Here is an 11,949-nt window from a genome sequence, read left to right as displayed (position 1 = left end):
TTGAACAGTGATGTTCAGCAGTGTTCAGCGTAAATGTATCAGAAGGATTTGAGAACGGCATGGCAACCAGCTAGAGCAAGGCTTAGAGTAGCAGTAGCCCCAAGCCTTTTGCTCAAGGAATCTGGCCATGGGATCCCAGGATCGCCTCTTGCCTCCAGGAGCAGAGGAGCTGCAATCTGACCGCTCGCCCTCCTCGGAGCAAGTCCTTTTGGAGCTCACCGTTCGGGGATCCCGGCAGCAAGTCTTGCAGGGTTTGCGGGCCTGGCTGGAGCTGAGCTTGCTGACTCCAGAGCACTTTCGCTTGCTGGTGGAGCAGTATCGGCTAGAGGGGGAGGAACCAAGGTCAGCGGCAGTTTCCCCCAGCGACGAGATCCCGGCTCGTCTTGGCTCGGCCTACGTGCTGTGGCTTTTAGGTTTACTTGGCATTTGTGGCTTGCACCGTTTTTATCTGCGCCGCTGGGGCACGGGGCTGCTCTGGCTGCTTACTCTTGGGCTGCTGGGGATCGGTCAGCTCCTGGATTTGATTTGGATCCCGGGGATGGTGCGGGAAAGAAATGCTCGCCTGGCTGGATCTGGAGTTGAGGCGGGAGAAGAGCCCCAAGCTGCCCCTCAACCTGTTCGCGCCAGCGGTGCGGAGCACTATCGCGCTACTCGGACGGAGTCCTTGTCCCCCTCTCCCCCGGCACTGGCTGTTTTGCTGCGGAACTTGCTGTCCGAGCTAAGCGTGACTTGGCTGTTGCTGCTGGGCCTGTTTTTGGTGGTGGTGTCCTCCGGGGTGCTGGCGGCCAGCCGCTGGGAGCAATTTTCCCCAACTGCCCAGTATGGGGTGCTCTTGGCCTACACGGCGGCTTTTGGGGTGGGCGCTGGGTGGGCTCAGCGGCAGGAAGGGCTGCGTCTAACCGGCCAGACTCTCGAGGCCATTGCCTTGCTGCTGGTGCCGGTGAACGTGTGGGCGCTGGATGGGCTGGGGATCCCTTGGGGGATCCGTATCCTGGCGCTGGGCTTGCTGCTGGGGATCCCGTTGACGGCTGAGGGTCGGGTGCGCTCGCTGGGTTCAGGTGCCGGCTTTCGCGACAGCGGTGTGGAGCCCAATGCCTTTTACGGAACCTTGGTGAACTTTTTGTCCCTCTCCGGCTTGCACGCTTTCTGGAGCCTGGGGCCGCAGGAGCTTCGCCCCACGGTTGCCCTGGGGATCCTGTATCTGGGGATCCTCAGCACCGTGATTTACACCTGGAGCCGCCGGTCTCTAGAATTACGGGGCTCCAGGCTCTGGCTAATCGGGGCTGCCGGATCCCTGTTGATCCTGCGGGGGCTGCTGTCTGGGCATGTCCAAGTGTCGCAGTTGGGGTTGGCGGTGGCCCTGTTGGGTTGGCTGGCAGCGGAATGGCCCCAGGGATCCCCGCACATCGTAGCAGAAGGCGCTCAGGAGGGGATGCTCTCCCGCTGGTGGGATGGAAGCTGGGTGCTGTTGGTGGTGGGCTGGCTGCTGGCCGCCATTGGCTTGGCGGAGAGCCGTTTCAGCGGCTGGCAGTTGCTGGGGATTAGCCTGCTGGGGATCCATGTCTTAATCGGGCGCTTGCGCCGACACACCCAGTCGCCCCAGCGGGACGAAGTCCTTAGGGTGCATTTGACGTTGCTATTCTTGCTGGGCCTGGAAACTTGCTGGGCTTTTTGGCAGGTGTGGCCCCCAAGCTGGCGGCAAGCAGTTGTGGCTACAGTGATCAACTGGTTTCAGCCCCTTGATTCCTCCTGGGGATTGCTGGGGTTGGTGCTACTGCCCTACGAGGTGCTGTGGTTGGGGTTGGCGGCCCGCTGGCAGAGGAGCACTCCAGAAGCCGGCGAGACAGACTTTTCTAGGCTGGTAGAACCAACAGAGCGCTTGGTTTTGGGGCTAGGGGGATCCCTGCTGCTCTTGAGCCTTCCCTATCCGGCCATTCGCTTTTGGCACTTGCTTTTGAGCGCCGGGATCCTGGCCTGGTGGCTACAACAAAAGTCCAGATCAGGAGAAACTCCCAACTTTCTTTGGGTACTCCTGACCCACGCCTACGGAGTGGGGGCACTGCTAGCCGGGATCCGCTGGCTTTTGCCCGACTTGTTCGCGCCAGCGGTGCGGAGCACTAGCCTGTCCAGTTGGGGAGTGGTTCTGCTGCTGGTGGGTCTATTGGAATGGGCAGGGCGGGTGGCTCTGGGTGGGTCAGGGCGCTTTTGGGGATTGCCCGTGGGGCTGTGGCAGCGAAGTGCAGATGGCATAGGGTCGGTGTTGGTGGGATCCAGCTACTTGGCGTTTTTGCTGCAACGGTTCCTTGATTCGTCTGCGACTGGTGAACAATCCATGGGCTGGCTGTGGCTGCTGGTGCCTCTTGTTTTAACGGCAGCTCAGGTATTGGCCCTGCCCCCCCTGGAGTTCATGCCCCGCTGGCTGCAGAGCCCAGAGCAAGGGGGATTGGGATCCCTTTCCTGGCAGCAGGGGATCCCGGAGCGCGGGTCTTTGCGTTTCCCGGCAGTTCTCTCCCTTTTGCTGGCCCAGTTACTCACCTTTGGAAGGCCGGGGGTTGAGTTTCTGGGTCTGGGCTTGGGGTTGCTGCTGATGGCCACTCAGGTGTGGGTGTGGGCCTCTTTCCCCTCCGCCGACCATGAGCTCCACACCGCCAACGCAGTTGTTCCAGCAGAGGTGCTGTTGACAGTGACGTTTGGCTGGGGGTTCGGTCTGGTGGGAATCCATCGGCTGTTCCCCGCTTTAACGGAGTCAGAATGGCTGACGGCCTTGGGGGTGCTGCTGTTGTTCGCGACAGCGGTGCGGAGCACTAGCGGCTGTCGCTACAGCCTAGGGACTCCGTTCCACTACCTCTCTCCCCGCCTTCGGGCAGCTTACCGACCGGTGCTGGATGGCTTTGGCTTTCTGCTGGGGATCGTACTTTTACTTTCCCTAACGTTGCAGACATTGCAGCCAGAAGCAGGTCGCATCGGTGGTGGAAAGTACCTGGATTCCCCAGTGGCTCTGACCCTGGCCTCTGGGACTGTCCTGGTGGCCATTGTTTTGCGGCTTTGGGTGGAAGTGGCTCCCGCTTTTTATCGCGACGGCGGTGTCCATCCTGCTGGCTTGGAGAGCGAAAGCCCGTCTCCTTCCAGGGCGGAGGATGTCTCAACTGGCGGCAGCGGTCAGGAGGCTTCGTCGGCCATCTCATGGTCTGTAATGGAGAGGCTGTCCTATGGGCTGATCTGGGCTTTGGAGCTGTTGGTGGCCAGCAGCCTCTTGTGGGCTGTGCAGGGATCCCGTCCTGTTGCCCCTCTGCTTGCCGTCATCAATCTGAGCCTGGGGATCCTCTTTTGGATTGGGCCGGAAAAACTCTTGCTTGAGGGGGCCGCTCGCGCTGGCGGGACAAAGTCTTTGGGGGGGCAGCTCCTGCAACAGGTCAGGGCCCTGAGCTTCTGGCGGACGGGGCCTTTGATCTATGCAGGGTTGGGCTGGCTGGGATCCCATGCCCAGTGGAGTGAGGTAACGGGCTTGGGCAGCTTAGGTCTCTCCATCGTGTTGCTGGGCCTGGGGCGTCGACAGGCGGTCCAACGGGCGCAAGAGCAAGGCCGGGAAGACCTCCGTCCTGCCAACTGGAAAGGGCTCCTGGGCGCTTGGGGCGTGTCTGTGGCCGCCTACGAGAGCTGGGTTTACTTCCTCAGCCAGCGAACTGGGGGATCCCTGGCAAATGGGTTGGTGTTGATCGCTCTGTTAGGGCTGAGCTTGGCCTGGGGCTACGGCTTTTGTCCCCCTTGGCTGGCGGCGACCCTGCAGCTTAAAAGAGCTGGGTTGCGCTGGATGGCCTTGGCCAACTGGGCTCTGGCCAGCCTTGTCCTCTGGTCTGCCCTTTTCGATCCTCGCCTCAGCCGTTGGGGACAGCTCCTCTGGGTGCTGACGGGATCCGGCCTGGTGGCCTATGCCGCCGGACAGGCGAGAACCTCAACTCTAGAATCTCCAACAGAGCAAAATTGGGTGCCAACGGTCTGGGGTTACCTCAGTGCATGGCAAGGAGCTGGGGTTCTGCTGGGCGGTGTGTTCCTGGGGCTGCCGCAGCTATCCATAGCGCGATGGGCCGGATCCCTGCTCTGTGGGCTGGGGCTGGTTTACCACGGCTTGCCCTGGCGACGGTGGGGCTGGCCGGCGGCTCCTTGGCAGAATACGGCCCTGGTGCTGCCCCTGGCCGCTTTTCTGGTAACCGCGGGAGGAAATAACACCCTTAATCTGCTGCTGGGGGCAACCTACTATGCCCTGCTGGCTATCTGGAGATCCCAAGTGCGCCTGGGCTACATCAGCTTGTTTTTGAGCAACTGGATCCTCTGGGATTACATCCAGCAACAGGACTGGTCTTCTCTCACGTTCTCCGCCCTACCCTTGGTGGGATCCCTGCTCTATGTGGCCCAGGTGGATCCGGGATTACAGGAAACCAACGGACGGCGGGGGCGGCATTGGCTGCGGCTGGTTTCCTTGGGCACATGGCTGCTGGTGGTGCTGGTGGAAACTCACGGGCAACGGTGGACGGGCTTTTGGCCGGTAGGGTTGGGTTTGGCCTTGGGTCTGCTGGGCTTGGCCTTGCGGGTAAGAGCCTATCTCTTCGTGGGCACGCTGGCCTTTGGGCTGGGGATCCTGCGGCAGGGATGGCTGTTGGTAACAACTGATGCGCTGCTGCTCTGGGCCACTGGGATCCTGCTGGGCCTGCTTCTGATTTGGACGGCAGCCAATCTTGAAGGGCGTCGAGAAGAGGTGGGATCCCGCCTCTCCGCTTGGCTAGGGCAACTGCAGAGCTGGGAATAGCTCCCCCCGTGGGAGAGGGGTCGAGAGTGAGCCAGTGGGCCAAGGGGCATGTCAAACTGGTGCTGGCCTTGCTTTGGAGGATGGGGTCTATTGCTGGGCAACGTTGACCCAAAGGTGTCTTCTCAGCCTAGGTGGAAAAAGCTTCTGCGGCAGATCTTGGCTCCTTGGCGCGAGTTCGATGGCATGTTGCTGGCCACGGTGCTGGCCTTGACAGGCATCGGCATTCTTGCCATCCGCAGCGCAGTCTGGGAGCGTCCCATCAGCCACTATTGGCTGCAGCAGTTGATCATGGCCGGGATCAGCCTGGTGTTTTTGGGAATGGTAGCCCGGATCCCGTATGAGCGGCTTTTGCGCTGGCACTGGTTCACCTACTTCCTGACCTTGGCAGGTTTAATTGCAGTGCTCTTTTTCGGCACGGCGGGGGGAGGGGCGGAGCGCTGGCTCTCCATCGCCGGCTTTCAGGTGCAGCCTTCTGAGTTTGCCAAGCTGGGGGTAATCATCACCCTGGCCGCTCTCCTGCACCACTGGCCGATCAAGTACTTCAGCCAGATTTGGGTGGCCGTTGCCGTCATTGCTCCTCCCTGGATCTTGATTTTCCTGCAGCCCAACCTGGGCACTGCCCTGGTGTTTGTGGTGATTGTCCTGGTCATGCTCTACTGGGCCGGAGCCAAGGGCAGTTGGATCCTCTTGCTCCTGTCGCCGGGGGTGGGAGCCATTCTCTATGGCTTACACACTCGCCCAGAGCTGAGCTGGATGCTTTGGGTTTGGCTGCTCTGGTGTCTGGGAATGGCGGGGTTGGCTGCTTGGCGTCTCCCCTGGCAGTGGACGGGGGCCGTAACTTTTGGGGTAATCAACCTGCTCTCGGGGCAGTTGGGTCAGCTAGCCTGGCACCTTCTCAAGCCCTATCAGCGGCGGCGGCTGGAGATTTTTATCGATCCCATGCAAGAGCCCTGGGGAGCCGGCTATCACCTCATTCAATCCCGCATTGCCATCGGAGCCGGCGGCCTCTGGGGCCGCGGTATCCAGCAGGGCACCCAAACCCAGCTGGACTTCATCCCCGAACAGCACACGGATTTTATTTTCTCGGCCATTGGGGAAGAGATGGGTTTTATCGGCACCCTGACGGTGCTGATCCTGTTCTGGATCCTGTGTGCGCGGCTGATCTGGATTGCCCAAGGGGCCAAGGACAATTTTGGATCCCTGATTGCCATTGGGGTGCTGGCGATGATCCTCTTTCAGGCGGTGGTGAACATCAGCATGACCATCGGCCTGGCCCCGATTACCGGCTTGCCTTTGCCTTTTCTAAGTTATGGCCGCTCGGCTCTACTGACCAATTTTCTGGCCATTGGCTTGGTGGAATCGGTGGTGATGCACCGCCAGCGTACTAGTCTTTTCAAGTAGGCAGGCTCAATTTGCCTCCAGCGGGTTTGGCCTCAACAAGGGGAAGCTGCTGCCAGCGTTGGGCAACACTGGCCAAGGATCTTAAGATAGGAACACGGAGCCCCGGCTGGTCGAGCTGGCATGTTGCGTTTGGATCCTGCCCTCTACTTTGACCACAGCGCCACCACTCCGCCTCGGCCTGAGGTGATCGAGGCCATGCAGATGGCGATGCAGGAAAGCTGGGGCAACCCCTCCAGCTTGCACGGGTGGGGAGAACGGGCCGCCATGGCCATGGAGCGGGCGCGGCAGCAGGTGGCCGAGCTGCTTAACTGTGAGCCGGAGGCGCTGCTGTTTACCTCAGGCGGGACGGAGTCCAACAACCTGGCCCTGTTTGGGGTGGCCCAGCGCTACTCTACTCCCCAACATCTCATCATCTCCAGCGTCGAGCACGCCTCGGTGGAGAATGCTGCCCGCCAGTTGCAGTCCCAAGGCTGGCAGGTCACCCGTCTGCTGGTGAACGCCGCCGGCCAGGTGGATCCCCAGACTTTGATCCAGGCGCTGCAACCCAATACCGTTTTGGTCTCCATCGTCCACGGCCAAAATGAGGTGGGATCCCTGCAGCCCATTGCAGAGCTGGGTCAGATCTGTCGCCAGGCGGGGGTGCTCTTCCACACCGACGCTGTGCAGACGGTGGGGCGGATCCCGCTGGATCTGGCGCAACTGCCGGTGGATCTGCTCTCCCTTTCCGGGCATAAACTCTACGGGCCCCAGGGGGTGGGGGCGCTGTACGTGCGCCCAGGGGTGGAGCTGCGACCGCTGCTGCGGGGGGGTGGGCAAGAACGGCGGCTGCGGGCTGGCACCCAAGGGATCCCGGGCATTGTCGGCTTGGGAGTGGCGGCAGCTTTGGCGGCCCAAGAGCTATCTCAAGAAACGGCCCGCCTGCGGCAATTGCAACGGCATTTGGCCCAGTTGCTAGCGGAGGTGCCCGGTTTGCGGCTGACCGGCCCTGTGGATTTGGAGCAGCGTCTGCCCCACCACCTCAGCTACTGCACCGCAGGGATCCCGGGGAATGTGCTGGTCAGGGCCCTAAGCCGCCAGGGGATCGCCATTAGCGCCGGCTCCGCCTGTAGCAGCGGCCAACTGATCCCCAGCCGCATCCTCTTGGCCATGGGCCACTCAGAAGCCGAGGCGCTGGGATCCATTCGCCTTAGCCTTGGCAAAGCCACCACCTACGCTGCGGTTGAGTATGTGGCCCGATGTCTACAAACGGAGCTTGCCTCCATCTCCAAATCCGTAGCCTTGGGGAATGCGGCAACTCAATCCCCGTTGTCGATCCCCGTCACGTAGCCGGATCGAAGGTCGGGCAGGCTGGGTTAAGGTGATAAAGAGTTACAGGGCTGGTCGCTATGGCTGAGATGAGTCCGTATCAGGTGTTGGGAATTAGCGAAGAAGCCTCTTTTGAAGAGATTCAATCGGCGCGGGCTCGGCTCCTGGCCAGCTTGGGCGCCGATGAACAGCAGCAAGAGCGGGTGGAGCAAGCCTACGATGCCATCCTGATGCAGCGCCTGCGCCTGCGCAAAGAGGGCAAAATCGCCGTTCCCGATCGCATTCGCTACGCCGAACAACGGGCTGCCCATCCTGAGCCGGAGCTGAGTTTGCCTCGCCCTGCTGCCCAAAATCCCCCCTGGGTCAGCCGCTGGTTGGATACCCCCTCTACCGCCGATGCCCTCTGGCCTGCGGCGCTGCTGGGTGGGCTGGGGGGTTGGGTTATCCTGGCTCCCGATGAGTACCCCTCGCTGCAACTGGCCTTGGGGCTGATGGCTTGTATCTATTTCCTGTACCGCAAAGAGCACCGCTTCATTCGCGCTTTTCTCTTGGCCCTGGCGGGCCTGAGCCTGGGGCTGATGTTGGCCTACGGCATTGCCCTTCCTCTCACCGGTGGCGATGCTCCTGGTGCGCTGTTGGTGGGGATCACGTTTACGGTGATGTGGTTGGTGACCAGCTTTCTGCGCTAGCTGCCGGTTGGCAACGGATATCCAACCAGGGATCATCCTCACCTGCCAAACCGCCGCTGCCGCGACTGATAGCTAAGCAAGGCTTGGTGAAAAGCGGCTCGGTCGAAATCCGGCCAGAGGATGGGGGTGAAATACTGCTCGGTGTAGGCCATCTGCCAGAGCAGGAAGTTGCTGATGCGCATCTCGCCGCTGGTACGGATCAGCAGATCAGGATCCGATAAGCCGGTGGTGTAGAGAAATTGGGAAAAGAGGGCCTCGTCAATCTGATCCGGCTGCAGCAGCCCCTGCTGCACCAAGGTGGCAATGGAGCGGCAGGCTTGTAGGATCTCCTGTCGTCCCCCGTAGTTGAGGGCCACCGTCAGGCAAATGCCCTTGTTGTGCTGGGTGCAGGCCACCGCATGCACGATGGTTTCCTGCAGAGAGTGGGGCAGAGCCGACAACTGGCCGGCAAACTGGATGCGCACCCCCTGCTGCACCATTTCCCCCAATTCCTGCCACAGCACCTGCTCGAACAAAGTCATGAGAAAATCCACCTCCTCGCGGGCCCGGCCCCAGTTCTCGGTGGAGAAGGCATAGGCGGTAAGGGCTGGGATCCCCCAATCATTGCAACAGCGCAGCAGCTCCTTCAGGGCCGCTGCCCCTCGCTGATGCCCAACACTGCGGGGTAAGCCCCGTTTTTGCGCCCAACGCCCGTTGCCATCCATCACCACCGCCACATGGCGGGGCAACAACTGCGGATCTAGGTCGGCAGGCAACTGCAGAAGATGGGCAGGAGAAAGGGTCATGGAGATTCAGTCTTCGGGGAGGGTTTTCTCAGGTTTGCGAAAGAGTTTAGTCAGATCGACAAGGGATCCCCACCAGCGCAGCGGCCCATTGCGAAACCAGGGGTGGGCCCACAATCCCTTTAGCGGAGCATCTCGTTTTTTGGCATCGCGGGGATTGCGCAACCGCTGTACCAGCAGTTCGTGTAACTTGGCACTGGTCAGAGGCCGCTCGATGCGCCCACCCTCCGCCAGGGAAATGGATCCCGTTTCTTCTGAGACCACAATACACAAGCAATTGGTCTGCTCTGTGATCCCCATCGCAGCGCGGTGCCGTGTGCCCAGCTGTCGAGAGGCGGCCCGCTCCGAAACCGGCAGGATGACCCCCGCTGCGCGAATGCGATTCCGATGGATGACCACAGCCCCATCATGCAACAAAGTTGAAGTCTGGAAAATGGTCTGCAAGATCTCCCGCGACACCCGCGCCTGGAGAGGTACTCCTTTGTCGGTAAACACCCGCGAGTCAATTGGTTGCTCCGGCTCGATCACAATCAGCGCTCCTGTGCGGTTTTGGGAAAGTTCTCGCACTGCTTGCACCAGTTCTTCCACCAAATCTTCCTCAGGATCCTCCTCGTCATCGCCTGCGTTGCTCGGCCACTCCATGCGGATGGCTCTTGCCAATTGCTCCAGCAGCCGGCGAAACTCCGGTTGAAAGAGCACGCCCATGGCTACAGCTGCGCCCAGGAGCAGGCGATCCAAGATCAGGTGAACCAAGGGGAGAGAGGCTGTGGCCAGGTACAGCACCAGCAGCACTATAAATCCCCTCACCAGCACCCCAGCACGACTTTCGCGGGTGTAGTAGAGAGCCAAAGCCAACAGAAAGACAGCCAGAGCCCAGTCCAAGAGGCTGAGAAAGTTAAACTGCTGTAGCCAAGCCCATAAGGCCGCCAGCATGGCGAAAAACCCCGTTCACGCTCCCCTCATTGCGGACCTTCTGCCTGGTGCCGTTCTGCACCTCAGAACCCCTGTTGGACTGCGGCCCCCAGACCAGCCTACCACTCACCTCCTGGCTGTCTTCCAGTCTTTCTCGCATGAGGTGCGTTGGCTGCGGTCGGCGCTGCCAGGAAAGGCTGTGCCTCTACTGACCAGATGGGTATGGGCAAACTTCCCCTTCAACGCAGCAACCGCTCTGGCAAGACATCTTGACGGATTAAGTCGGCATAAGTTTCTCGCCGCACAATCAACTGGGCCTCTCCCTCGTTGACCAGCACCGCGGCTGGCCGAGGGAAGCGATTGTAATTGGAAGCCATGCTGTAGTTGTAGGCCCCCGTCGCCAAAACCACCAACACTTCTCCTGCCATTGGGGCGGGCAGAAGCACATCCTTCAACAGCACATCCCCCGACTCGCAGTGCTTGCCGGCCACCGTTACCCGCTGCGTGGCCTCTGCCTCTGGTCGGTTGGCCAGAAGGGCGGTATAGCGGGCTTGGTAGGTGATCGGGCGGGGGTTGTCGGACATACCACCGTCGATGGTGATGTAGGTGCGTCCCTGGGGCAGGTCATCGCTGGGAGGGATCCGCTTTTGCCCTCCCAGGGTGTAGGCGGTCACGGCAGCCGGCCCAATCACAGATCGTCCAGGCTCGCAGAGCACCTTGGGCAAAGGGATCCCGGACTGGGCAAAGGCTTGTTGCACCGCCGTTGCCACAGTTTCCACCCACTCCGGGATGGAGGGGGGATCATCGGATTCGATATAGCGGATCCCCAGGCCCCCACCCACATTCAGCTCTTGTAGGGGCAACCCTCTGCCCAGCCCTTGCCGCCAGATCTGGGCCAGCACCCCCGCCAGGTCGCGGTGGCCCTGTAGATCAAAAATCTGTGACCCAATGTGGGCATGGAGCCCAACGCACTGCAGTTGGGGATGGGCTGCCAAAAAGTCAAACACCTCCGGCAGTTGCCATTGGCCGATGCCGAATTTGCTGTCGGTTTGTCCGGTGCGGATGTACTCGTGGGTGTGGACGTCAATACCAGGGTTAACCCGCAGGAGCAGCCGCGCTGGCCGTGCGGGCGTGGTCAGGGCCGACACCTGCTGCAGTTCGTACAGGCTATCGACCACCAAAGTACAGCCCGTCTCCAGGGCCAAGTTCAGCTCGTCGAGAGACTTGGCGTTGCCGTGCAGATAGAGATCTTCACCTTTGGCCCCCGCCTGCAGGGCCGTGTACAGCTCCCCGCCAGAAGCCACATCCAACCCCAGCCCTTCTTGCAGCGCCAATGCACAGATGGCCAGGCAATTCCAGGCTTTCGTGGCGTACAAAACCCGGGATCCCCCGGCGTAGCAGCGGGCCCAGGTGTCACGGTAAAGCTGGCAGGCGCGGCGCAGCGTCCATTCGTCCAGGATGTAGAGAGGGGATCCAAACTGGCGCACCAGCTCCACCACGTCGCACCCCCCAATTTCCAAGTGCCCCCGGCTGTTGATACGGCTGGTCAAGGGGCGCAAAGACTGGTTGGGGGAAAGGGTCTGCTCTGGATGGGTGGGAGTGCCGAGGGTCGAAATCATGGTCAGGAGTCAGAAAACTGTCTTAAACGATATCAAGTTCCTTATTCAGTTTGTCTTGAAAAGTGCCCAGCCCTAACCCGATCCCTTTATACCCAGCTCTGGGGCTGCCTCGTTCCGCTTCGACTCTGACTCCTCGGTTTTGAGATGGCTGACAATTGGCACAGTGGGAGTGTGTCTGACTTACGCAACACCTTCTGCTATGATGAAAGACCGGTGTCAACGGGTCGATGCCCGAGGGGTTAAAGGGGGCGGACTGTAAATCCGCTGGCTTACGCCTACGTTGGTTCGAATCCAACTCGGCCCACCATCGGCTTTGCCCACGTGGCTCAGTGGTAGAGCACCCCCTTGGTAAGGGGGAGGTCACGAGTTCGATCCTCGTCGTGGGCTTGGCGCTGTAAACTACCCGACCCTGACTACTTCGCAGTACAGGGCGGGCT

General features: G+C 60.9%; 7 protein-coding genes and 2 tRNA genes. 6 read left to right on the top strand and 3 right to left on the bottom strand.

Features of this window, described 5'->3' with window-relative positions:
• Positions 1-127: 127 nt before the first annotated feature.
• The 4 genes from NW843_RS10645 to NW843_RS10630 all read left to right on the top strand — a co-directional run bounded on the left by NW843_RS10645 (position 128) and on the right by NW843_RS10630 (position 8,199).
• A complete protein-coding gene (locus NW843_RS10645; protein WP_414522919.1) occupies positions 128-4,804 on the top strand; it encodes an NINE protein in 4,677 nt (1,558 codons plus the stop codon).
• 90 nt (positions 4,805-4,894) lie between these two features.
• Positions 4,895-6,205 (top strand): rod shape-determining protein RodA, encoded by a 1,311-nt coding sequence (gene rodA, locus NW843_RS10640; protein ID WP_414380968.1) that lies wholly within the window; start codon positions 4,895-4,897, stop codon positions 6,203-6,205.
• 120 nt (positions 6,206-6,325) lie between these two features.
• Positions 6,326-7,531 carry a cysteine desulfurase family protein gene (locus tag NW843_RS10635; protein WP_414331900.1) on the top strand — a complete coding sequence of 402 codons (1,206 nt, stop codon included), beginning with the start codon at positions 6,326-6,328 and terminating at the stop codon, positions 7,529-7,531.
• A gap of 59 nt (positions 7,532-7,590) precedes the next feature.
• Positions 7,591-8,199 (top strand): CPP1-like family protein, encoded by a 609-nt coding sequence (locus NW843_RS10630; protein ID WP_414522918.1) that lies wholly within the window; start codon positions 7,591-7,593, stop codon positions 8,197-8,199.
• A gap of 38 nt (positions 8,200-8,237) precedes the next feature.
• Here NW843_RS10630 and NW843_RS10625 read toward each other — a convergent pair whose 3' ends face one another.
• From NW843_RS10625 to lysA, 3 genes are all read right to left on the bottom strand, one after another.
• A complete protein-coding gene (locus NW843_RS10625; RefSeq protein WP_414522917.1) occupies positions 8,238-8,984 on the bottom strand; it encodes an isoprenyl transferase in 747 nt (248 codons plus the stop codon).
• Positions 8,985-8,990: 6 nt separating this feature from the next.
• Positions 8,991-9,914, bottom strand: coding sequence for a diadenylate cyclase CdaA (gene cdaA, locus NW843_RS10620; RefSeq protein ID WP_414343304.1), 924 nt, complete (start codon positions 9,912-9,914; stop codon positions 8,991-8,993).
• Positions 9,915-10,132: 218 nt separating this feature from the next.
• Entirely contained in the window at positions 10,133-11,512 is a 1,380-nt protein-coding gene (lysA, locus tag NW843_RS10615) for a diaminopimelate decarboxylase (protein WP_011433248.1), read from the bottom strand.
• Between the two features lie 221 nt (positions 11,513-11,733).
• Here lysA and NW843_RS10610 point away from each other — a divergent pair.
• Positions 11,734-11,819: transfer RNA gene (locus NW843_RS10610), tRNA-Tyr, on the top strand.
• Between the two features lie 8 nt (positions 11,820-11,827).
• Positions 11,828-11,899 (top strand) — tRNA-Thr (locus NW843_RS10605).
• The last annotated feature ends 50 nt before the right edge of the window (positions 11,900-11,949 follow it).

It is taken from the genome of Synechococcus sp. R5-12, assembly GCF_047502655.1.
GTDB lineage: Bacteria > Cyanobacteriota > Cyanobacteriia > Thermostichales > Thermostichaceae > Thermostichus.
This window is presented reverse-complemented; position numbering and strand designations above follow the sequence as displayed.